The organism is Methylorubrum populi (assembly GCA_036946625.1).
In the GTDB taxonomy this organism is placed as follows: Bacteria; Pseudomonadota; Alphaproteobacteria; order Rhizobiales; family Beijerinckiaceae; genus Methylobacterium; species Methylobacterium populi_C.
Genome location: JAQIIU010000003.1, coordinates 1821249 through 1844464 on the forward strand (window position 1 = coordinate 1821249; position 23216 = coordinate 1844464).

Below are 23216 nucleotides of genomic sequence, written 5' to 3' on the forward strand. Positions count from 1 at the left end.
TCCGGTCGCCTCAGTGGCATTCGAGAATTCGCGCCTGTTCCGACGCGCTCTCCTCCCCGCAAGGGGGAGGGGAAGAGCATCACACCGACAGGAACCGGGCGACCTGAGCCTCGTCGATGTCGGCGCGCAGGGATTCGTGGACGATCGAGCCGTTCTCGATGACGAGCACCCGGTCGGCCACGTCCATGGCGAAGCTCAGGACCTGCTCCGAGACGACGATCGATAGACCGCGCTCGTCGCGGATCTTCTTCAGGGTACGCCCCATCTCGCGGATGATCGAGGGCTGGATGCCTTCGGTCGGCTCGTCGAGGAGCAGAATCTTCGGGTTGCTGGCGAGCGCCCGGGCGATGGCGAGCTGCTGCTGCTGGCCGCCGGAGAGGTTGCCGCCGCGCCGTCCCTTCATCTCCAGCAGGACCGGGAACATCGTGTAGAGATCCTGCGGCACTTTTCGCGAGCCGGTGACCGTCAGGCCGGTCTCGATGTTCTCCTGCACCGTCATGGTGGAGAAGATCATGCGGCCCTGCGGCACGTAGGCGAGGCCCTTGGCCACGCGGGCATGGCTCTTCATGGCGGTGACGTCGACACCATCCACAGTGATCGTGCCGGATTTCGTCGGCACGATGCCCATCAGCGTCTTCATGAGCGTCGACTTGCCCATGCCGTTGCGGCCCATCACGGCGACGATCTCGCCGGGCGCGACGTTGATGTCGATGCCGTGCAGCACCTCGCTCTGGCCGTAGGCCGCGTGGAGGTCGGAGATCGCGAGCATCGGCTGCGCGCCGGCCATCACCGGCGGCACGAGGGGGGAAGGGGAGAGGGAAGGGGAGGCGGCGGTCTGGAGCATGATCGGTTCGCCCTCAATGGCCCAGATAGACTTCGACGACCTTGGGGTCGTTCTTGACCCGCTCCATCGACCCTTCCGACAGCACCTTGCCCTGGTGGAGCACGGTGACCCGGTGGGCGATGTCCTCGACGAACTTCATGTCGTGCTCGATGACGAGCACCGAGCGGCCCTTGATGATCTGGTTGAGGAGTTCGGCGGTCTTGATGCGCTCGCCGACGCTCATGCCGGCCACCGGCTCGTCGAGCATCAGAAGTTCCGGGTCCTGGATCAGCAGCATGCCGATCTCCAGCCACTGCTTCTGGCCGTGGCTCAGGAACTCGGCGCGCTCGTCGAGCTGGTCCTTCAGGAAGATCGTCTGGGCGATCTCGTGGATGCGGTCGCGCACCTCGGCGTCGCGCTTGAAGGTCAGCGCCCCGAACACCGAGCGGCCGCGGGGGAACGAGATCTCGAGATTCTCGAACACCGTCAGGTCGTCGTAGATCGAGGGCGTCTGGAACTTGCGCCCGACGCCGGCCTGGACGATCGCGCTCTCGGAGAGCTTCGTCAGTTCTTGGCCCTTGTACTTGATCGAGCCGGAGCTGGCCCGGGTGCGCCCGCAGATCAGGTCGAGCACGGTGGTCTTGCCGGCGCCGTTCGGGCCGATGATGACCCGGATCTCGTCCGGATCGACGTAGAACGACACGTCGTTGACCGCCTTGAACCCGTCGAAGGAGACGGTGAGCGCCTCGACCGCCAGCAGGAAGTTCTTTTCGTCCGCAGGCGTGCCGATGGGTGTGGAGGGGAGGATGGCCGCGTTCATGGATGTCTCATCCTCACTCGGCCGGGCTGCCGTGGGGCAGGGCGGGGCCGGCGACGGGGGCCAGGCCCTTGGCCTTGCGGAACAGGCGGGGTTCGACATGCTCGCGCCAGAGGCCGGCGATGCCGTTGGGGAAGATCAGCACCACGGCGATGAACAGGGCGCCGAGGCCGAACAGCCACATGTCGGGGAAGGATTCGGAGAACGAGGTCTTGGCCCAGTTGACCAGCAGCGTCCCCCAGACCGCGCCGAACAGCGACAGGCGTCCGCCGACCGCGGTGTAGATCACCATCTCGACCGAGGGGACGATGCCGACGAAGGAGGGCGACATGAACCCGACCTGCAGGGTGAACATCGCGCCGCCGATCGCCGCGAAACCCGCCGCGAGGCAGAAGGCGAATACCTTGAAGCCCGCCACCGAGTAGCCCGAGAACCGGACTCGGTCCTCCTTCTCGCGCATGGCGACGAGGATGCGCCCGAGCTTCGACCGCTTCACGTACTGCGCCATCAGGATGCAGCCGATCAGCAGGCCGCCGTTGACGAAGTAGAGGATGGACTTCGCGCTGTCGGTGCGGATGTCCCAGCCGTGGAGGGTGCGCAGGTCGGTGATGCCGTTGATGCCCCCCGTGTAACCCTGCTGGCCGACGATCAGGATCGTCAGGATCGCGGCGATCGCCTGGGTGATGATGGCGAAGTAGGTGCCGCCGACGCGCCGCTTGAACATCGCCACCGAGATCAGGAAGGCGAAGGCGACCGGCACCGCGACGACGAGGAGGAGCGTCAGGGGCAGGGAGTGGAAGGGCTGCCAGAACCAGGGGAGCGCGGTGATCTGGTTCCAGTCCATGAAGTCGGGAATGCCCGGCGTCGACTGGATCTTCGTATTCTCGACGCTCGAAGCTTCGAGCTTCAGGTACATCGCCATGCAGTACCCGCCCAATCCGAAAAAAACGCCCTGGCCGAGGGAGAGGATGCCGGCATAGCCCCAGCAGATGACGAGGCCGAGGGCGACGAAGGCGTAGGTGAGGTACTTGCCGACGAGGTTGAGGCGGAAGCCGTCGAGCATCAGCGGCAGGACCGCCAGGATCACGCCGGCCAGCAGCGCGAGGCTGACCCACTCGACCGGCTTCATGAAGGGGTTGTCGTTGACGGTGACCGCCTTCGACAGAGTTTGAACCGGGCTCGTCATCTGGCGCGCTCCTCAGCGACGGACCTTGAGGGTGAACAGGCCCTGCGGCCGCAGCATCAGGATCGCCACCACCGCGAGCAGGGTGAGCACCTTGGCCATCGAACCGGAGAGGAAGAATTCGAGGGTCGATTGGGTCTGCGAGATCGAGAAGGCCGAGGCGATGGTGCCGAGCAGGCTCGCCGCGCCGCCGAAGACCACGATCAGGAAGGTGTCGACGATGTAGAGCTGGCCGGAGGTCGGGCCGGTCGAGCCGATCATGGTGAAGGCCGAGCCGGCGATGCCGGCGATGCCGCAGCCGAGACCGAAGGTGGTGCGGTCGACCTTTTCCGTATCGATGCCGACGGCGCCCGCCATCGCGCGGTTGCTCATCACCGCGCGGATCTGCGCGCCGAAGCGCGAGCGGTAGATCAGCACCGCGACGCCGAGCGTGATGACGGTGGTGACCGCGATCACGAACAGGCCGTTGATCTGCACCTCGATCGAATCGGTGACGGGGATCGAGCCCATCATCCACGAGGGCAGTTCGACGCCGACCTCGCGCGGGCCGAAGATCGTGCGGTAGGCCTGCTGCAGGATCAGCGAGAGGCCCCAGGTCGCCAGCAGCGTGTCGAGCGGCCGCTTGTAGAGGTGGCGGATCAGCGCCCATTCCACCAGCATCCCCATCGCCCCGGACGCCAGGAAGGCGAGCGCCATGGCGACGAAGAAGTAGGCGGGAAACAGCGAGGGCAGGTGTGTCTGGAAGACGCTCGAGCACAGGTAGGTGACGTAGGCGCCCAGGATCATGAACTCGCCGTGGGCCATGTTGATGACGCCCATCTGGCCGAAGATGATCGCCAGCCCCAGCGCCATCAGGACGTAGACGGAAAACAGGATCAGGCCCGCGAAGCCTTGCATCACGAAGATCGAGCTGAGGTCTGCGAGCGAATAATCGCCGAACATGTTTGATCTCCGATCCGGCCCGGACAGGCCTTCTGTCGGTCAATCCCTCCAGATCACCTCGTCCTGAGGTGCCGGAGCGCAGCGGAGGCCTCGAAGGAGGCCTCCCGTGCGCACGAGATCCCTGGAACCCTCCTTCGAGGGCCGCTGACGCGGCCGCCTCAGGATGAGGGCCGTGGGTGGGATCGGCCTTGCAAGACTTGCTGCAAATCTTGCTGCAAGACTTGGGCCTGCAAGACTTGGGCCGACTACTGATACCCCTTCGGGAAGGGGTTCGGCTCGATCAGCTCGGGGCTCTCGTAGACCACCTCGAACTGTCCGCTCGGCAGGGCCTTGGCGACGCGGGTCTTCGACCAGAGGTGATGGTTCTCGTGGATCTTCACGTAGCCTTCCGGCGCCTCCTTGAACTCGATGCCGGGGGAGGCCGCGACGACCTTGTCGACATCGAAGGAGCCGGCCTTCTCGCAGGCCATCTTCCACAGGAAGGGCCCGAGATAGGCCGCCTGGGTCACGTCGCCGATGACGGTCTTCTCGCCCCACATCTTCTTGAAGGCGGCGACGAACTTCTCGTTGTTCGGGTTCTTGAGCGATTGGAAGTACTTCATGCAGGAATAGGCGCCGGCGATGTTGTCGCCGCCGATGCCGTCGATCTCGTCCTCGGTGACCGAGATCGTCAGCAGGGTCTGCTTGCCGAGGTCGATGCCCGCGGCCTTGAGCTGCTTGTAGAACGCCACGTTCGAGCCGCCGACCACGTCGGCGAAGATCACGTCGGGCTTCTTCAGCTTGATCTTGTTGATGACCGAGTTGAATTGCGTGTGTCCGAGGGGGAAGTACTCCTCGCCGGCGACCGTGCCTTTCAGCACGTTTTCGATGTGCTTGCGGGCGATCTTGTTCGAGGTCCGCGGCCAGATGTAGTCCGAGCCGATCATGAAGAAGGTCTTGGCGCCCTTCTCCTTGTGCACCCAGTCGAGGGAGGCGAGGATCTGCTGCGTCGCCTCCTGGCCGGTGTAGATGACGTTCTTCGACTGTTCCAGGCCCTCGTAGAAGGTCGGGTAGTAGAGAAGGCCGTTATACTGCTCGAACACCGGCAGCGCGGCCTTGCGCGAGGCGGAGGTCCAGCAGCCCATCACCGCGGCGCAGTGATCGTTGACGAGGAGCTTCTTGGCCTTCTCGGCGAAGGTCGGCCAGTCGGAGGCGCCGTCCTCCTGGATCACCTTGATCTTGCGGCCGAGCACGCCGCCCATCTCGTTGATCTGCGCGACGGCGAGTTTTTCCGCCTGGATCGAACCGGTCTCGGAGATCGCCATCGTGCCGGTGGCCGAGTGCAGGATGCCGACCGTGACCTCGCTGTCGGTCACCGCGAGCCCGGTCGTGTTGACCGCCGAGGTCGGCGCGGCGGCAAACGCCCCCCGCGGCATCATCGCCAGGGCGGGAAGGCCCGCGAGGCCCATGAGAAGCTTGCGCCGCAGGGCCGATTCCAGGCCCTTCCCCTTGTCTTCAGCCATCGTGCCCGAACCCCTGATCTCGCGTCGGCGCGGCTCTGCCGGTCGGCGGCCGTGCTCGAACGGGGTGGAGGCTAGGCGTGTTCTCGCCGTGCGGCCTATACGCTGTTTTGCGTATGTCCGGCGGCCCTCCCAGCCCATAGGGTGACCCTCTCGGCTTCGCTGCCGTAATGGGTTGGGCGGAGCGATGGCGCTCGGCCGGCCTTCGTGCGCCGCACCCGCACGGAGACGCCCCGAGGCACGGTACGTCCGTTGCAAGCCTTTCGTTGCAAGTCTTTCGCCGCCCCTCCACGCAGTCTAACGTCACGTGGCCCGATCCCGGCGCATCTCCGCTCGATCGCTCATCATGAGGACGGCCCCCTGAGCGCCCGGTCCATCATTCCGATCCGCCGGGACTACAACCGCTTCGTCGCCGACGAGACGCTGGAAGACTACGCCCTGCGCTTCACCGCCAAGAAGGCGCGGCGCTGGTCGCCGTTTCGCATCGCGCAGACGGCACTCGGCTCGCTGTCGTTCCTGGCGCTCGAAGCGATCGGCGGCACGCTGGTGCTCGCCACCGGCTTCACCAACACCGTCGCCGCGGTCCTCGTCGTCGGGCTCGTCATCTTCGCCACCGCCGCGCCGATCACCATCTACGCCGCCCGCTACGGGGTCGATGTCGATCTCCTCACCCGGGGAGCGGGCTTCGGCTATCTCGGCTCGACCATCACCTCGCTGGTCTATGCCGGCTTCACCTTCCTGTTCTTCGCGATCGAAGCGGCGATCATGGCGCTGGCGCTTCAGCTCTGCTTCGGCCTGCCGCTGTGGATCGGCTACATCGTCAGCGCGGGGGCGGTGATCCCGCTGGTCGTCTACGGCATCCGGCTGATCAGCCGCTTCCAGATCTGGACGCAGCCGCTCTGGATCGGCCTCAACCTGCTGCCGCTCGCCTGCATCCTGCTCTCGGGGCCGGTGCCGTTCGAGGCCTTCACCGGCTATCCCGGCATGGAAGCCGCGGGCGCGGGCTTCGACCTGCGCCTGTTCGGGCTCGCCTCCGGCATCCTGCTGGCGCTGCTGGCCCAGGTCGGCGAGCAGGTCGATTTTCTGCGGTTCATGCCGCCGCCCAAGGGCAAGGGCGATTGGCGCTGGTGGACCGGGGTGCTCTCGGCGGGCGCCGGCTGGATCGTGCCGGGGATGCTGAAGATCCTGCTCGGCGCCTTCCTGACGGTGCTGGCGCTCGGCCACGGCGTCTCGCCGGAGCGGGCCGCCGAGCCGACGCAGATGTACGCGGTGGCCTTCGGCTACGTCTCGGGCTCGCCCGGCGTCGCGGTGGCGCTCACCGGCCTGTTCGTGGTGATCTCGCAGCTCAAGATCAACGTGACCAACGCCTATGCCGGCTCGATCGCGTGGTCGAACTTCTTCTCGCGCCTCACCCACAGCCATCCGGGCCGGGTGGTCTGGCTCGTCTTCAACGTCGCCATCGCCCTGCTGCTGATGGAACTCGGCATCGACAAGACCATCGAGAGCACGCTGCCGCTCTACGCCTGCGTGGTCTCGGCCTGGGTCGGCGCGCTCGCGGCCGATCTCGCGGTCAACAAGCCGCTCGGCCTGTCGCCGCCGGGCATCGAGTTCAAGCGGGCGCATCTCTACGCCATCAACCCCGTGGGGACGGGGGCGATGGTGCTCTCGCTGCTGGCCGGCGGCCTCGTCCATGCCGGCCTGTTCGGCGCCGCGCTCCAGCCCTTCGCACCGATGCTGGCGCTCGCCGCCGCCTTCGCCGCCGCCCCTTCCATCGCCCTCGCGACCGGGGGCAAGCGCTACCTCGCCCGCGCGCCGCACACGGCCTGGGACCGGCCGGAGATCACCTGCCGGGTCTGCGAACATCCGTTCGAGGCCGAGGACATGGCCCGCTGCCCGGCCTATTCCGGGCCGATCTGCTCGCTGTGCTGCTCGCTCGATGCCCGCTGCGGCGACCTGTGCAAGCCGCACGGGCGCCTGGAAGCGCAGGCCCGCGACACGCTCGCCCGCGTGCTGCCGGCCCGCACCGCCGCCTGGATCGGCGCGCCGCTCGGCCGCTACCTCGCCCTGATGCTCACCCTCGTCACGGTGATCGGGCTGATCCTCGTCATCGTCCATGCGGGTGCCGCCGCAGCCCATCCCGAGCACGGCGAGACCCTGCGCGCCGCGCTGACGAGCCTGTTCTTCATCCTGATCGTCATCCTCGGCGTCGTCGCGTGGCTGTTCGTGCTGGCGCAGGAGAGCCGCCGCGTGGCGCAGGAGGAGACCGCCCGCCAGACCGCCCTGTACGAGGCCGAGATCGCCGCCCACAAGGTCACCGACGCCAAGCTGCAGCAGGCCAAGGAGACGGCGGAGGCCGCCAACCTCGCCAAGAGCCGCTACGTGGTGGGCATCAGCCACGAGCTGCGCACGCCGCTCAACGCCGTGCTCGGCTACGCCCAGCTTCTGGAGGGCGATCCCGGCATCCCGGAGCCGCGCCGCAACGGCATCCGGGTGATCCGCCGCAGCGCGCAGCACCTCTCCGGGCTGATCGACGGCCTGCTCGACATCTCGCGCATGGAGGCGGGGCGCCTCCAGACCCATCGCAACGAGATCCGGCTCGCCGACTTCCTCGCCCAGATCGTCGACATGGTGCGCCTTCAGGCCGAGGGCGCGGGCCTCAGCTTCCGTTTCACGAGGCCCGAGATCCTGCCGGCGGTGGTGGCGACCGACGAGAAACGCCTCCGCCAGATCCTGCTCAACCTCCTCTCCAACGCGATCAAGTTCACGGTGCAAGGCGAGGTCGCCCTGGGCGTGACCTATCGCGGGCAGGTCGCCGTCTTCTCGATCCGCGACACCGGGCTCGGCATCCCGGAGGGCGACCTCGGCCGGATCTTCGAGCCGTTCGAGCGCGGCTCGATGCCGGCCGCCCGCGCGGCGCCGGGCACCGGGCTCGGCCTCACCATCGCACACCTGCTGGCGCAGGTGATGGGCGGCGAGATCACCGTCGAGAGCCGGGTCGGGCAGGGCACCTGCTTCCGGGTGCGGCTGATGCTGGCCTCGGTGAACCGCCCGGCGCCCGCCGCGATGCCGGCCCCGGCGGTGCGACGGCCCGCCCTGGCGGAGCCCGGCCGCACCGTCCTCGTCGCCGACGACGACGCGGCCCATCGCGCCCTGATGCGCGAGATCCTGGAGCCGCTGGGCTTCACCGTCGCCGAGGCGCCGGACGGCCCGGCCTGCCTCGCGCTGGCCGGCGAGCGCGAGCCGGCGCTGATCCTGCTCGACATCGCCATGCCGGGGATGACCGGCTGGGAGGTGGCGAGGACGTTGCGCGAGACCGGCTTCACCGCCCGCATCGCGATGATGTCGGCCAACGTCCACGAGATCAGCCCGACCCGCGGCGCGGACGCGCCGCACGACGACATCATCGCCAAACCCTTCGACATGCAGGATTTCCTGGAACGGATCACAGGGCTCCTGGGCAGCGCCCGGCCGCGGCCCGCCCCGGCGCCGGAGGTCCGCCCGATCGAGCGGCCCCAAGGCCCGCCCACGCCCGCGAACGGGGAGAAGGTGCCGGCCGAGCACGTCGCCGCGTTGCTGCGCCTCGGCCGCATCGGGCATGTGCGGGGCATCGAGGCCAAGCTCGCCGAACTGGAGGCCGATGCGGCCGTGCCGCCGGCCTTCGTCGCGCGAATGCGCAGCCTCGTGACGGCCTACGACATGCGCCGCTACGTCGGCGTGCTGGAAGGGCTCGCCCGCGATGCCTGAGGCGCAGCGCGACATCGTCCTCGTCGTCGACGATTCGCCCGACACCCTGAGCTTCCTCACCGAGGCGATCGAGCGCTCCGGCGCGACCGTGCTGGTGGCGGTCGGCGGCGACCTCGCCCTCGACCTCGTGGAGGAGATCACCCCCGACATCATCCTGCTCGATGCGGTGATGCCGGGCATGGACGGCTTCGAGACCTGCCGCCGCCTCAAGGCCAGGGGCCGGCTCGCCCACGTGCCCGTCATCTTCATGACCGGGCTGTCCGAGACCGAGCATATCGTCAAGGGCCTGGAGGCGGGCGGGATCGACTACGTCACCAAGCCGATCGCGCCCGACGAGATCCTGGCCCGCATCCGCGTGCATCTGGCCGGCGCCCGCGCCGCGCAGAGCGCCCGCGCCGCGCTCGACACCGCCGGGCGCACGCTGTTCGCGGTCGATGCCGCCGGCTCGGTGCTGTGGTGCACGCCGCAGGCCGCACGGGTGCTCGCGGCGCTGGGCAGCCAAGCGGGAGAGGATCTGCCCCTGAGCCTGCCGCCGAGCGGGCGCGACTGGCTGCAGCGATGCCTCGCGGGCGGCGGCACCGCGCCGCTGGCGCTCACCGACGCGCAAGGGCGCGCCCATTCGCTCAGCTTCATCGGCCGCACCGGCCCGGAGATCCTGCTGCGCCTGTCCGGCGATCCCACCGCCGCCGGCCTGGAGCGCCTGCGCGAGCGGTTGCCGATCACCGGCCGCGAGGCGGAGGTGCTGCTCTGGCTCTCCCGCGGGAAATCGAGCCGCGACATCGGCGAGATCTTGGGCCTGAGCCCCCGCACGGTGACGAAGCACCTGGAGGGCATCTACGCCAAGCTCGGCGTCGAGAACCGCACCGCGGCCTCGGCGGTCGCGGCGCGGCACCTGCGCGACCTGGATTGAGCCCGGGTGTCGCGCATCGTCATCGCGAGGCGAAGCCGAAGCGATCCAGGGCGCCGACCTCTCCGGACAGGTCGCGGTGCTGGATCGTTTCGCCGGCGCTCGCGACGACGGGGGAAGACGCGGGACCTCGCTCTAGCTCAGTGCCGGCTGGCCGTTCGAGGCCGAGAGGCCGCCATCGACCGGCAGGTTCACGCCGGTGACGAAGCGGGCGTCCTCGCTCGCCAGGAACGCGATGGCGCCGGAGATGTCGTCGGGCTTCGCGCCGCGGCCCATCGGGATGCGCTCCTCGAACTTGGCGACGAGTTCGGGCCGGTCCTGCATCCCGGCGGTGAACGGCGTGTAGACCAGCGACGGGTTGACCGCGTTGACCCGCACGCCGCCCTTCGCCTCGTCCAGCGCGACCGCGCGGGTGAAATTCGTCACCGCGCCCTTGGCCGCGCAATAGAAGCTGTGGTTCCAGTCGCCGCCGAGCCCCGAGACCGACGACACGTTGACGATGCAGCCGCGGGCTTCGCGCAGATGCGGCAGGGCGAAGCGCGTCATGTAGTAGACGCCGTAGAGGTCGGTCTCGATCACGGTCGAGAAATCGGCGACGTCGCCCTCGTCGACCCGGCCGAGATGGTCCTTGCCGGCATTGTTGACCAGCACGTCGAGCCGCCCGAACCGGGCCATCGCGGCCTCGATCACGCCCCGGCACCGGTCGGCGTTCGAGAGGTCGGCGGTCTCCGCGTGCACCTGCGCCGCCTCGATCCCGCCGGCGACGCGGGCCAGGCCGTCGGCGTTCCTGTCGGCGAGGACGAGGGTGGCGCCCTCCCGGCCGAATCGCCGCGCCGCGGCCTCGCCGATGCCGGAGGCGGCACCCGTGACGAGAACCACCTTGTTCGAAAACCGGCCCATGCGGCCTCCTGTCCTCGGCGGCGGAGCGACGGGCTCCGCCCGAAGCCGATCCAACCGTACCCGGGGAGGCCGGTTCCGGCCGGTGACGGGAAGCCCGGACACGAAACCGCGAAGGGCGGATTCGCCGGAAACCGTCACCGCGACGGCTTGAGGCGGCGCATGCAGGGGTGTACGGCGCAGGCGTCATGCCTTCGCCGCATTCCGGGGGAAAGCAGGCCGCCGTCTCGCTCGGGTGGGGCTCGCGCCGCGCCCGACGCCGCGCACGGCGATCCGGCGCACCGCGCCAGGGGCGGCCGCGCCTCGGGGATCGACCGGCCGGATCGGCCATCCCGTGGGGCTGCGGCGGCCCGAAAGAGCCACGCGTCACGTTGCTTACGCGCCATCCGTTGAAGGGGTCATAACGCCGATGTTCCTTGCCAAGTCTTCCATGGCCAAGCCTTCCGTGCGCGCGCTGGGTGCGGCCGCGTTCCTCGCCATGGCGGGCCTGGGCGCCGGCCTGGGCGGGACCGCGTTCGCTCAAGCGAAGAAGCCGGCCGCCCCGGCGCCGACCCCCGCTCCGGCGCAGGCCCAGCCGGCCGCGCCCGCCGGCCAGCAGCAAGCTCAGAATGCCGGCCCGCAGATCATCAACGTGAAGTCCGAGCCGAGCCAGGCCGACTGGACCAAGGTCTGCGGCAAGGACCAGGGTTCGGGCACCGACGTTTGCTACACCACCCGCGACTTCGTGTCGGATTCGGGCCAGCCGGTGCTCGCCGTCGCGCTCTACGACATGAAGAACGCCGCCGCGAAGCAGGAAGTGAAGGTCGTCCGCTTCCTGCTGCCGCTCGGCCTGATGCTCGCGCCGGGCATGCGCTTCGACGTCGACGGCAAGGAAGTCACCGGCGGCAAGTTCGCGGTCTGCTTCCCCAACGGCTGCTTCGCCGAGGCCGGCGGCGTCTCGAACGAGCTGTTGAACGGCTTCAAGAAAGGCACCACCCTCAACGTCCGGGTCCAGAACCAGACCCAGCGCGAGGTGGTGTTCGCGGTGCCGCTCGCCGGCTTCGGCAAGGCCTTCGACGGCGCGGCCATCGACCCGAAGGTGCTCGAAGAGCAGCAGAAGAAGCTCCAGGCCGAGATGGAGAAGCGCAGCGAGGAGATGCGCAAGAAGCTGGAGCAGCAGGGCGCCGCCGCCCCGGCTCCCGCCGCTCCCGCCGCCAACGCCGCGCCAAAGTAGGCCGCAACCTCCGCACGGTCTTCGAAAAGAAAGCCCCGCCGCGGTCGCCACGGCGGGGCTTCGCTTTGGCTCGCGGAGCAGGGCACCGCACGGCCCGTGCAACCATGGGCGGAACGATGCGTTCAGCCTATCCCGGACCAGCCGGGCGGCAACAGTCAACCGCCAAGGTGTCGTTAAGGATGTTTCGCCGGCCCGCCTTCTGGATTGCGTGAGCAACGGTGACGAAACGCACCGCGCCATCACGCTGCACAAGGTTAGGGGTTATTTAACGGATCAAGGCGGCCGCGAGAGAGGAGCCGCAACGGAGTTCAGGTCATGAGCCAGCGCATCGAAGACATCAAGTTCATGGCGACGATGACCTTCGTCACCCTGTTCGGCACCTGCCTCACCGCGCTGGTGGGCTGAACCGTCCCGATCCGGACGCTCCCCTTATGCGCCGGATCCGTTAAGAAGTCGCTTCCATCCTTGGCCCCTCGCGGGGCCTTCGCCGGGACCGGGCCCGGCCGGAAGCTCAAGTCTTGCGACACATCCACGTCATCGGCATCGGCACCGGCAACCCGGAGCACCTGACGATCCAGGGCATCCGGGCGCTGAACGCGACCGATGCCGTCTTCGCCCTCGACAAGGGGGAGGCCAAGGCCGGCCTCGTCGGCCTGCGCCGGCGGATCTGCGACCGCTACATCGAGGGGCGGCCCTACCGCTTCGTCGAGGCGCCCGATCCCGAGCGCGACCGCCGTCCCGCCGATTACGGCGTGGCGGTGGACGACTGGCATGCCGCCCGCGCCGCTCTCTACGAGCGCCTGATCGCCGGGCATCTCGCCGAGGACGAGCGGGGAGCCTTCCTCGTCTGGGGCGACCCCTCCCTCTACGACAGCACCCTGCGCATCCTGGAGCGGGTGCTCGCCCGCGGCCGCGTCGCCTTCACCCACGACGTGATCCCCGGCATCACCAGCGTGCAGGCGCTCGCCGCCGCCCACCGCATCCCGCTCCACCACATCGGCGAACCGGTGCGGATCACCCCCGCCCGCCGCCTGCGCGACGGGCTCGGGGACGAGCCCGCCGCCACCGTGGTGATGCTCGACGGTGACCCGCGCTTCGACGGCCTCGACCCGGACCTGACCATCCACTGGGGCGCCTATCTCGGCACGCCGGACGAGATCCTCGCGGCGGGCCGCCTCGGCGACGTGGCGGAGGAGATCCGCCGGCTGCGTGCGGAAGCCCGCGCCCGCCACGGCTGGATCATGGACACCTACCTGCTGCTGCGCCCGGCCGCCTGAGCGTCCAAACGCGCCTTCGCGCTGCGGCATAATGTCGGCTCGGGGAAGCGGACAGTCGCGGGCGACGCCTCCCGGAACCGATTTCTTCCGCCCGCGCCGGCTGCGGCGACGAGGGCCGCCTCCGGCCGCTTTTTCGCCCTGGCAGAGGCCTTGCTTGGCCATCGCGAGGATGGACACTCCCCGGGTCGAACGAGAACCCGAACCATCCTTTGGGGGCGAGATATGGCGGCTGGCTCGCGGTGGGCCGTGCGCGGTTCTGCTTGTGTCCCGGTGCTGTTGGCCTGCGCCGTGACGGCGGGGCTGTCGCTCCCCGTGCAGCGTGGGCCGGCGGGTCCGCGCGGCGCGGTCGATCCGATCGGCAGCGGCCTCACGCCCCCCATCGCCGACCCCCTCGCGACCGCGCCGGACGCGGCCCCGACCCGCATCGTCCTCGGGCCCCACGGGCGCGACGTGCGCCTGTCCGGCGCGTTGACCGAGGGCGCGGCCGAGCGGCTGGCCCGGCTCCTCGACGCGCACGGTGCGGTCGGGCGCATCCATCTCACCAGCGAGGGCGGATTGGTCGACGAGGGCGCGGCCATCGGCGCGCTGATCGCGCGGTACGGCCTCGTCACCTACGTGCCGGATTACTGCGTCTCCGCCTGCACCCTGGCCTTCGTGCGCGGGCGCGAGCGGTGGGTCCTCCCGGATTCGCGGCTCGGCTTCCACGCCCCCTACGAGACCGGCCCGTTCGGCGTCGAGATCGCCGCCGACAGCGCCCCCGAGCGCGCCGCCTATCTCGCCGCGGGCGTGCGGGCCGACTTCGTCGATGCCGCCCTCAAGGTGCGGCCGGACGACCTGCTGATCCCCGACGCCGAGACCCTGGTGACGGCGGGCGTCGCCACCGGCATCGCCGACGCCCGCCGCTTTCCCGACTCCACCCTCGACGACGGCGCCGACCCCGAACGGGCCCGCGCCGTCGTCCTGCGCGATGTGCCGTTGCTGGACGCGGTGGAGGCCGGCGCGCCGGGGACGGTGGCAACGATCGCCGCATGGTATCTCGACGCGTATCGCCAGGGCCGCTCCGAGAGTGAGGCTGCCGACGGAATTCGCCGCATGGCCGCACGCGCCGTGGCGCGCAGCCTCGACGGGGCCGAACCCGCGACCCTGGTCGATCTCGGCCGTCTGACCCTGCAGGCGATGCAGCGCCCGAACTCCGACAGGGCGCGCGCCTGCGCCGCGGCCGGGGAGGGGCTGGGCGCGGTTCTGACACGGCCGCGGCTCGGCAAGGCGCACCTCGCCGCGGCCCGAAACATCCTGTCGCGCGGGCTCGCGTTCAGGACAGCGGAGCGCAGCGTACCGGAACCGTCCACCGCGGAGGCGGGGGCGGTGCGTGGGCGCGGCTGCTCGGCCCTGCGAAAAGCCTTCGCCGCGGCGCTCGCCCGCCCTCTGCCGGAGGCGATGCAGGCCTTGCGCCCGCTGCTCTTCCCGCAATCGCCGGACCGGCGCCCGGCACTCGAAGCCTCGGCGCTGCCGAGATAGGCCGACCGGCCTCGATGCCGACGCTCAGACCCGAATCCGATCGCCCCCTTCGACAAAGGCGGATCTTGGCTCCGCCCGGGCGCCGTGCACGCTCCGCCCGATCGGGCGGCGGGCGTATCAATGCACCTGCCGCCCGCTGCCGCGGAGATGGCGGGCGAGTTCGTGGCCGACCTCGACGGCGACCTCGTCGACGAGGCGCGCCAGCGGCGGGTTGCGCAGGCCGGCCACCAATCCCTTCATCGCGGCGGCATGGTCGGCGAGGCGGTTGGCCTGCCGCTGGGCCTGGTCCGCCTCCGGGCCGCCGGGGCGGCGCCCTTCGGTCAGGTCGAAGGCCAGCCCCTGCGTCGTCAGCGCGCCCGTGCCGGGATCGCATCCGCAGCGTCCCATCAGGCGCAGCCAGCGCGGACCGTCGGGCCCGGGCCGCGTGCGGAACTCCGCCTCGAACGGGCGACCATCCTCCCCCGCCGCCCGCAGCACGCCCTCCAGCCGGGCGGCATCCTCGATCTCGACCGCGGCCAGCGCCACGGCGAGCGGCGCACCTGTCGCCGCCTCGTCCGGGACGGCGAGCAGCCGCGCCAGGACCGGCGACAGGGCGAGCCGGTCGGACCTCGGATCGTGGGCCCAGGCACCGAGGCAGGCCGCGCCGGCGAAGGCGGTCGGGAGGTCAGGTTGGAAGGCCATTTTTCGGGGGCACCGGCCGATCGTCTCCGGGCGCGCACGGCCGCAGTCCCGGAACCTGCGCCGGTTCCGGATCGACATCGACCCGAGCGGTCGTCCCGGCCGCGGCGACGGCTTGGCACCAACCTCAGATCATATTCTTAGCTGCCGAACTTGCCTTAGGTTAGAATAGCCGACGTCCTGCCGGTTCGTAAAGCGCTCAAGTGGCGTTTCACTGCAAAAACCAACTTCAAGTATAATATTGCCGGCGCCTTGCAGCGCAGCCGCCTTAACGAGCGGTTAACCATGTTGGGCGACATCCGGGATCAGGGCATCCCGGCATCACAGGACGGGACCGGCCCGAGAAACCGATCACGGCGGGGGTTGGCCGGCATGAAAGCGATCACGTTCGTCACGCAGAAGGGGGGCAGCGGCAAGAGCACCCTGTGCATCTCGCTCGCCGTCGCGGCGCAGGAGGCGGGCCACGCCGTCTGCATCCTGGAGATGGACCGGCAGGCCACGATCTCCGACTGGCTCGACCACCGCACCGCCGACGGCCCCGAGGTGGCGCAGATCGACGCCACCCAGATCGACATGGTGATGGAGCGGCTGGCCGAATCGTCCTACGATTACGTGTTCATCGACACCCCCGGCGTCGATTCCGCCGGCACCCTCTCGGCGATTCGCGCCGCCGATCTGTGCATCATTCCCTGCCGGCCGACCCCCGCCGACCTGCGCGCCTTCAAGCCGACGCTCGCCGCCGTCTACCGCCTGGAGAAGAAGTTCGCCTTCGTGCTGAACCAGACGCCGCCGCGCTCCTACCGCATCCGCGACGCCGCCGACGGCCTCGCCGTGCTCGGCATCCTGCCCGACGTGAACATCGTCTCCCGCACCGACCATCAGGACGCCATCGGCGTCGGCCAGGGCGTGACCGAGTACAATCCGAAGGGTCAGGCCGCGGGCGAGGTGCGCCGGCTGTGGAGCTGGATCGAGCGCCGGATGCAGGCGGCCCAGCCGCGGACGCGCAAGGACAAGGTCAAGGATACCGGCAAGCATGCCAAGGCCGCGTAAGCCCGATCTGGCCTCGATCGTCGCCTCGTCCCATCCGGCCCGCAGGAGCGTCGCCCGGTCGGCGGCGCGCAGCGCCAAACCGGCGGAGGCGGAGATCGTCCGCCTCGACCTTCAGGCGACGGCGACCGAACCGGCTCCGGGCAGGGGAGGGACCCTCAAGGAGCGCGCCCGGCAGATGTCGGTCTATCTGGAGCCGCCGGTCTACGACCAGCTCCGCGATCTGGCCCATGCCGAGCGCACCAAGATGCATGCGCTGATGCTGGAGGCGCTCGACCTGCTGTTCAGGCAGCGCGGCGCCCGCTCGATCGAGCAGGTGCTGGGCGAGAACGCGCGCTGAGCCGGCGGCTCGCGTCTACGTCCCCTTCACGGGGCAGGTTCACGGGGCGAGGCCCATTCCGGGGCGGAGCCGCATGCACCGCCCCGTCCGCCCCGATCCGGCGAGGAATGGCATGCCCGACCGCCGGGCCGCGAGACGAGCCCGTGTTCCGAACAGGGCTTTGCAGGCTCTCTCCGTCCTCGCGCGTGATACGATATGCCGGTCGATGACTTCGGCCTGTCCTGCGTCCTTGCGAGGCGAAGCCGTGACAAACCAGGGCGCAACCTTTCCGGACAGGTCGCGCCCTGGATCGCTTCGCGGCCGCTCGCGATGACGGAGGGGGGCGAAACCCGAAGCGATCGATCGGAAACGGTACGAGAGGGGCCGGCCCCCAGCAAGCTCGAACCGGAACCATCTTCATCGACGAAGGACCTGCGCATGGCCGCTCGCGCCATCCGCCCGCTTTCCCGCGTCCTCCGCAGTCCCGTTCAGCCTTCCTTTACCGCGTCCGGACGATCCTCCGGGGACGGCCTGACCGCGTGTCCGGCCCGAATGTGAGTGATCTCCTCAAGGCCCAGCTTTCCGCGGCCGCGGGAGAGCCGGTGGCGTAGGCGGGAAGCGGCGGGCGGCATGGGACATGTCACGGCACGGGCCTCGACGGAGGTCTCGGCGGGAGTCGCCGCGCCCCCGGAGGATCCGGCGCGGCGCGTGCTGCCGGTCCTGCGGCTGCTCGCGGTCTGCGCGGTCGCGCTGACCACCGCCAACTGCGCCAACAATCCGGCCAAGCTCGCCGGCGCCTCGTCGGGCAGCGACATCGATCCGAAATACGGCGTGCGGGCGAGCCGCCGACTCTACAACGAGGGCGACGTGATCCCGAAGGGGGGCGGACGGCGCTTCTCGGGCAAGCCCTACGTCGTGGCGGGCAAGACCTACGTGCCGCGCGAGGATGCGCGGGGCTACGTCCGCGAGGGCCTCGCCTCCTGGTACGGCAGCGCCTTCCACGGGCGCGTCACCGCCAACGGCGAGGTGTTCGACCGCCATTCCATCGCCGCCGCGCACCCCACCCTGCCGCTGCCGAGCTATGTCCGGGTGACCAACCTCGACAACGGTTACTCGATGATCCTGCGCGTCAACGACCGCGGCCCCTACCATGCCGGCCGCGTCATGGACGTGTCGGAGGAGGCGGCCCGGGCGCTCGATTTCCATCGCCGGGGAACGGCGCGGGTGCGGGTCGAATATGCCGGCAAGGCCTCGATCGCCGGCAGCGACGACCGCAAGCTGCTGGCGACCCTGCGCACCGACGGAACCCCCGCCGCGACCGGCCGGGCGCCGGTCATGATGGCCGATCTCGGACCGTCCGAGCCCGATCCCGCTCCCGAGCGGCTCGAACGCGCCTCCCGGGCGCTGGCCTTCCGCCCGGCGGGCGAGCGCGACGACGATGCGGAGACCGCATCCCCCGCGCCGCGTCCGGCCAAGCCCGCGCCGGTCATGCTGGCGAGCGCCGCGGTCGCCGTCCCGGCCGCGCTGCAACCGACCGCAGCGCGTGCCGCCCCGTTCCGCCCGGCACCGGTGGCGCTCGCGGCCGCATCCGCCAAGGATGTGCCGGCCAGCGATTCGCGGGCCAGGAGCACGCCCGGCAAGGCGCCGTCCCACGAAACGCATCGCATGGCCGCCGAGGCCGGCCGCTCCGGGTCGCGGACGAGCGGCCGGCCTCGGGACGTTCCGCTCTCGGCCACGCCCCTGCGCCTCGCCTCCACTCCGGCGAAGGTCGCGTCCGGCACGGCCCGCGCGGCGCAGGCCGTGCCGATGAAGGCCGCCCCGGTGCAGGTCGCGGCCAAGGCCATGCCGAAGCCCGGCGGCAAGCCCGCGGCCTCCGAGCCCGCCGCACGCATGGCGGCGATGCCCTCCGCCTCGAAGCTGACCATCGCCAAGCTCGCCGGAACGCCGCCGGCCGGTGCCAAGACGGGGGCCAAGCCGAGTGCCAAGGCCGCTCCCACCAAGACGGCCGCCGCGCAACCGCCGGCCCATCCCGGCGTCAAGGCGCGGCGTTCGCAGGTGGCGGCGGCGAACTGACAATAAGCGCCCGGCCGCCGATCAAACCGCGAGGGTGCCGACCGCGAGATCGTCGAGGGCGACTTCGAGGACGTTCCGCCGGATGTGATCGGGATCGTGGGCGTTGTCGGTCAGGGCTTGCGCATCGGCCACCAGCACGAATTGCCGGTGCGTCGCCTGTAGCGCGACGCGGTTCCTCAGACTCCCGACGTAATGGCTGAGATGCAGCGGGCCGGTGGGACGGTCGCCCGTGAGAATGACGGGGCGTGGATCGGTGCTCCTGCGGGCAGCGCCTCGAGATCGAGAGCCGCCGTGACGAGAGACCTGCCGGGATGATTCCGCCTGCCGCCTCACGGCGGCAGGGTTGGTCGTGTCATGACCGAACGGTGCCGCTCCTCAGGGGGAGCGCCACCGGAGCGAAACGGGCCGGTGCGCAGCGTCGGTCATGCCGCTTCGTATCACCGCCGCCGGAGCGACGGCAACAAGCTCGAGGGAAACCGGAACGACGAAAACACTACTCCGCCTTGGCGCTCACTTCGAGCTTGTCGAGGACCGCCGCCGGGGTCGGGGCGGTGCTGACATCGACCATGCCGAGGCCCTCGCCGCTCTTGGCCTTGGCGCTGATCGAGAGCGTGCCGGGCTTGGCCACGAACTTGCCCATCGCCGCGCCGATCGCCTTGGCGGCGGCCGAGTTGCCGAGGATCACCGGCACGCCGATGACGCTGGCCGTGACGTATTCCTTGCGCAGTTCGTCGGGCTTGAGGCTCAGCACCTTGGCCTGGGCGTCGATGAAGCGCTCGAACAGGCCGCCATTCTCCAGTGTCAGGTCCAGGGCCTTGGCGGTGGCCGAGAGCATGGCGAAACCCGAGACCGCCGCGTCGGGGTCGAACACCTCGGGGCCGATGCCGCCCAGGAGGGCGTTGAGGTGGAGGCGGCCCATGTCCTTGCCCGCGAGCGACAGCTCCTTGAAGCTCAGCTCGCGCCTGTCCTCGTTCCAGGTGGTGTCGGCGACGAGGTCGAGGTCGAGGTCGCGGTAGCCGTAGAGCCCGAGCGAGCCGAGGCCCGGCACGCCCTCGACCATGGCGGCCGGCATGGTCAGGCCGGTCAGGGCGAGGCGGCTCTCGGTCGGCACGCCGTCCTTGGGCGGGCCGAAGCTCATGCTGGCGCCGCGCAGGCCGACATGGAGCGGCGGCAGCGGCGCCGTCAGGGCCGGTTTCCGTGCCTTGAGCGGATCGCCCTCGGCCCCCGGCGCGGGCGCCACCGCCGTCCGCGCCAGGTCGAGGCCGAGATCGGACAGGGTCAGGGTGCCGAGAACCGGGGTGAGGCGGCGCAGCTCCGCCTCCTGCAGGTCCGCCGCCGGGGCCGCTCCCTTCTCGGTCGCCTTGCCTGGGACATTGCCGGCGGGGATCGGCGTCTTCGCGAGTTGGCGCAGCGCGGCGATGGTCGGCGCCAGGGAGAAGCCGGTCAGCGAGAGCCGGGCAATCCTGCCCTGGACCTCCTTCGCGCCGAAGCCGAGATCGGACAGGGTGATGCCGGCCTCCGCGCCGCCGGCATAGGCGAAGCGGCCGATGCCGAAGGAGAGGGGATCCTGGCCCTTCACCTCCTTCACGGTCAGGTCCGTCGCCTCCAGGCTGCCGACCGAGACCGATTCGGCGAGATCGGCGAGCAGGCCGGCGGCGCGGGCGCGCCTGGCCGGATCGTCCTCGGCCAGCTCACCGCCGCTCAGAGCCTCCACGGCCCCGCTCCAGGTCGCGGGCGTCTGCCGCCCGGCGAGGTCGCGGCCGGCGAGGCGGGCGATCGATACGGTGGTGCCGCGCTCGTCGATGAAGGCGATGGTCTCGACCGCGAGCGAGGCGTAGAGCCGCCGGAGCGGGCTGTCGGCGTCTCCGGCCTCGGCGTAGAGGCGCGCCAGCGCGGTGAGGTCGACCTCCTCCGCGCGGATCTTGCCGTAGCTGCCGCTGCCGGCCTGCGGCGCGCCCTCGACGGAGAGCGTCGCCCCGGCCGCGGTCAGCTCGCCGATGCGGCCGGCGCGGACGGTGCGCGCGGCCACCTCGCGATAGGTCACGACCTGCCGCCTGTCGCCGTCGCGGCGCTCGATGCGCAGTTCCGGCATGGTCAGGCTGCCGGCATCGAGGCGCTGGAGCCGGGCGGGCCAAGCATCCTTGGAAGCATCCTTGGATGGATCCTTGGATGGATCCTTCGGATCGGACCTGAAGATCGCGAGCAGGTCGTCCCGGGACAGGCGCGTGCCGCTCACCGTGACCTTCGGGGCGGTGACGAGCGTGTCGCCGAGGGTGAGCGTCACGTTGTCGAGGACGAGATCCTGAACCGCGGAGGCCGCTTCCTGCGCGGCGGCCGGCGCCCCGGGAGCGGGCCCTGCCAGCAGCGCCACCGCGCAGGCCGAGGCGAGCAGCGCCCGCATGAGGACGGGACGGCGCGTCGATGACGTCATGGCTGGATCGGGTCGCAGGCTGGCGGGAGATCGGTGGAGGGCCGTCCCTCATCCCTGCCGGTTTTCCACAGGCGTGGCAATTGCGGCTTTGCCACGCCCGGCCCTTCGCTCGATCGAAACGCGCCGCCGCGCGGGCTCAGATGGCGAAGGAGGTGCCGCAGCCGCAGGAGGCGGTGGCCAGCGGGTTCTCGATCCTGAAGGACTGGCCGATCAGGTCGTTCACGAAATCGATGGTCGCCCCGCCCATGTATTCGAGCGAGACCGGATCGACGAGCACGGTGGCGCCGTCGCGCTCGATCACCACGTCGTCGCCCTCGCGGGCCGCGGTGATGTCGAAGGCGTAGGAGAAGCCCGAGCAGCCGCCGCCGTTGACGCTGATGCGCAGCGAGGAGCCGGGCGGCTCCGAGCCCATGATCTCGTTGATGCGCTTGGCGGCGCGGGCGGTGAGGATGATCTCGGCCATCGTGGGCGGCCCCGTCTCGAAACCGGTGTCGTGAAGGTCGAGGGCGCGCGATTGCCGCGGGCCCGCACGGCACAAGATATGAGGCGTGGGCGCGGGCCGCAACGCGGCCGATCACGGGGAAGGGTTGCACAGGTGCGGCAGAACGGCGAGCGCTGGCGGGCGCCCTACGCCACCGATCCGGCGGCGACCCGCGGACGGCTGATCCCCGAGGCGTCCTCGCCGACCCGCAGCGATTTCCAGCGCGACCGCGACCGCATCATCCACTCCACCGCCTTCCGGCGGCTGAAGCACAAGACCCAGGTCTTCGTGCATCACGAGGGCGACCATTACCGCACCCGGCTGACCCACACGCTCGAAGTCAGCCAGATCGCCCGCGCGCTGGCCCGGGCGCTCGGCCTCGACGAGGATCTCGCCGAGGCGCTGGCGCTCTCCCACGACCTCGGCCACACCTGCTTCGGCCATACCGGCGAGGACGCGCTGCACGCCTGCATGGCCGGTTACGGCGGCTTCGACCACAACGCCCAGGCGCTGCGCATCGTCACCCGGCTGGAGCGGCGCTACGCCGGCTTCGACGGCCTCAACCTGACCTGGGAGACGCTGGAGGGCCTGGTCAAGCACAACGGCCCGCTCATCGACGCCTCCGGCGCCCCGACCCGGCGCTACGCCGCCACCGGCATCCCCGCGGCGGTTCTGGAATACAACGCGAGCAACGATCTGGAGCTGTCGCGCTTCGCCGGCCCGGAGGCGCAGGCGGCAGCGCTCGCCGACGACATCGCCTACGACGCCCACGACCTCGACGACGGCCTGCGCGCCGGCCTGTTCGACCTCGCCGACCTCGCCACCGTGCCGTTCCTGAAGCGGCTGCTCGACGAGATCGACGCGCTGCATCCGGGCTTGGAGCCATCGCGAAAAATCCACGAACTGGCGCGGCGCGTCATCACCCGCTTCGTCGAGGACGTGATCCGCGAGGGCGAGGCGCGGATCGCGGCGCTGGCACCGGGAAGCGTCGCCGACATCCGGGCGGCGACCGAGCCCGTCATCGCGTTCTCCCCGGCGATCGCGGCGGCGGACGCCGACATCAAGCGCTTCCTGTTCGCCCGGATGTACCGCCATCCGGAGGTGATGGCGGTGCGCGCCAAGGCCGCCGCCATCGTCGCCGACCTGTTCGCGGCCTTCCGCGCCGATCCGGGCCGGATGCCCGCCGAGTGGTCGGAAGGGCTGGCCGGCGCGCGCGAGGCCCGGGTGGCCCGGCGCATCGCCGACTACATCGCCGGCATGACCGACACCTACGCGGCGCTGGAGCACGGCCGGCTGTTCCCGGCCACGCCCGACCTGCACTGGAGCCCGCCGAGCCGCGGCCTGCCGCTGACGGAGCCGTGACGCCC

General features: G+C 70.4%; 18 protein-coding genes and 1 pseudogene. 9 read left to right on the forward strand and 10 right to left on the reverse strand.

The features are described 5' to 3' along the window. Positions 1-79: 79 nt before the first annotated feature. From urtE to urtA, 5 genes are all read right to left on the reverse strand, one after another. Positions 80-769, reverse strand: coding sequence for an urea ABC transporter ATP-binding subunit UrtE (gene urtE / locus PGN25_19995; protein ID MEH3119796.1), 690 nt, complete (start codon positions 767-769; stop codon positions 80-82). A gap of 88 nt (positions 770-857) precedes the next feature. Beyond that, positions 858-1643 (reverse strand): urea ABC transporter ATP-binding protein UrtD, encoded by a 786-nt coding sequence (urtD, locus tag PGN25_20000; protein ID MEH3119797.1) that lies wholly within the window; start codon positions 1641-1643, stop codon positions 858-860. A 13-nt stretch (positions 1644-1656) separates the two neighbouring features. Further along, complete coding sequence (gene urtC / locus PGN25_20005) at positions 1657-2826, reverse strand: urea ABC transporter permease subunit UrtC (protein MEH3119798.1); 1170 nt, start codon at positions 2824-2826, stop codon at positions 1657-1659. Between the two features lie 12 nt (positions 2827-2838). Continuing rightward, positions 2839-3765: an urea ABC transporter permease subunit UrtB gene (urtB, locus tag PGN25_20010; GenBank protein MEH3119799.1), complete on the reverse strand. Its 927-nt coding sequence runs from the start codon at positions 3763-3765 to the stop codon at positions 2839-2841. A 245-nt stretch (positions 3766-4010) separates the two neighbouring features. Further along, positions 4011-5267 (reverse strand): urea ABC transporter substrate-binding protein, encoded by a 1257-nt coding sequence (gene urtA, locus PGN25_20015; GenBank protein MEH3119800.1) that lies wholly within the window; start codon positions 5265-5267, stop codon positions 4011-4013. Between the two features lie 543 nt (positions 5268-5810). On the opposite strand from urtA, the gene PGN25_20020 reads away from it, so the two are divergent. Then, a complete protein-coding gene (locus PGN25_20020; GenBank protein MEH3119801.1) occupies positions 5811-9008 on the forward strand; it encodes an ATP-binding protein in 3198 nt (1065 codons plus the stop codon). Continuing rightward, positions 9001-9918, forward strand: coding sequence for a response regulator transcription factor (locus PGN25_20025; GenBank protein ID MEH3119802.1), 918 nt, complete (start codon positions 9001-9003; stop codon positions 9916-9918). Before PGN25_20020 ends, PGN25_20025 begins: the two co-directional genes overlap by 8 nt. 132 nt (positions 9919-10050) lie before the next feature. Here the strand turns inward: PGN25_20025 and PGN25_20030 are convergent, their stop codons facing one another. Then, entirely contained in the window at positions 10051-10815 is a 765-nt protein-coding gene (locus PGN25_20030; GenBank protein ID MEH3119803.1) for an SDR family NAD(P)-dependent oxidoreductase, read from the reverse strand. A gap of 406 nt (positions 10816-11221) precedes the next feature. Between PGN25_20030 and PGN25_20035 the strand changes: the two genes are divergently transcribed. The 3 genes from PGN25_20035 (at position 11222) to PGN25_20045 (ending at position 14820) form a co-directional block, all read left to right on the forward strand. Next, complete coding sequence (locus PGN25_20035; GenBank protein MEH3119804.1) at positions 11222-12025, forward strand: invasion associated locus B family protein; 804 nt, start codon at positions 11222-11224, stop codon at positions 12023-12025. A gap of 518 nt (positions 12026-12543) precedes the next feature. After that, positions 12544-13302 carry a precorrin-6A synthase (deacetylating) gene (cobF, locus tag PGN25_20040; protein MEH3119805.1) on the forward strand — a complete coding sequence of 253 codons (759 nt, stop codon included), beginning with the start codon at positions 12544-12546 and terminating at the stop codon, positions 13300-13302. 246 nt (positions 13303-13548) lie between these two features. Beyond that, a complete protein-coding gene (locus PGN25_20045; protein ID MEH3119806.1) occupies positions 13549-14820 on the forward strand; it encodes a hypothetical protein in 1272 nt (423 codons plus the stop codon). Between the two features lie 117 nt (positions 14821-14937). Here PGN25_20045 and PGN25_20050 read toward each other — a convergent pair whose 3' ends face one another. Beyond that, complete coding sequence (locus PGN25_20050) at positions 14938-15501, reverse strand: hypothetical protein (protein ID MEH3119807.1); 564 nt, start codon at positions 15499-15501, stop codon at positions 14938-14940. A 369-nt stretch (positions 15502-15870) separates the two neighbouring features. Here PGN25_20050 and PGN25_20055 point away from each other — a divergent pair, with 369 nt between their 5' ends. The 3 genes from PGN25_20055 (at position 15871) to PGN25_20065 (ending at position 18937) form a co-directional block, all read left to right on the forward strand. Next, positions 15871-16548, forward strand: coding sequence for a ParA family protein (locus PGN25_20055; protein ID MEH3119808.1), 678 nt, complete (start codon positions 15871-15873; stop codon positions 16546-16548). Further along, on the forward strand, positions 16532-16885 hold the full coding sequence (locus PGN25_20060) for a hypothetical protein (protein MEH3119809.1): 354 nt from the start codon (positions 16532-16534) through the stop codon (positions 16883-16885). Before PGN25_20055 ends, PGN25_20060 begins: the two co-directional genes overlap by 17 nt. Positions 16886-17494: 609 nt before the next feature. Beyond that, entirely contained in the window at positions 17495-18937 is a 1443-nt protein-coding gene (locus PGN25_20065; protein MEH3119810.1) for a septal ring lytic transglycosylase RlpA family protein, read from the forward strand. Positions 18938-18973: 36 nt separating this feature from the next. Here PGN25_20065 and PGN25_20070 read toward each other — a convergent pair. The 3 genes and pseudogenes from PGN25_20070 to PGN25_20080 all read right to left on the reverse strand — a co-directional run bounded on the left by PGN25_20070 (position 18974) and on the right by PGN25_20080 (position 21831). Next, positions 18974-19174 (reverse strand): annotated as a pseudogene (locus PGN25_20070) (tryptophan--tRNA ligase). 256 nt (positions 19175-19430) lie between these two features. Then, positions 19431-21368, reverse strand: a complete 1938-nt coding sequence (locus PGN25_20075) for a hypothetical protein (GenBank protein MEH3119811.1) — start codon at positions 21366-21368, stop codon at positions 19431-19433. Positions 21369-21504: 136 nt separating this feature from the next. Then, on the reverse strand, positions 21505-21831 hold the full coding sequence (locus PGN25_20080) for an iron-sulfur cluster assembly accessory protein (protein MEH3119812.1): 327 nt from the start codon (positions 21829-21831) through the stop codon (positions 21505-21507). 78 nt (positions 21832-21909) lie between these two features. On the opposite strand from PGN25_20080, the gene PGN25_20085 reads away from it, so the two are divergent. Next, positions 21910-23211, forward strand: coding sequence for a deoxyguanosinetriphosphate triphosphohydrolase (locus PGN25_20085; protein ID MEH3119813.1), 1302 nt, complete (start codon positions 21910-21912; stop codon positions 23209-23211). The last annotated feature ends 5 nt before the right edge of the window (positions 23212-23216 follow it).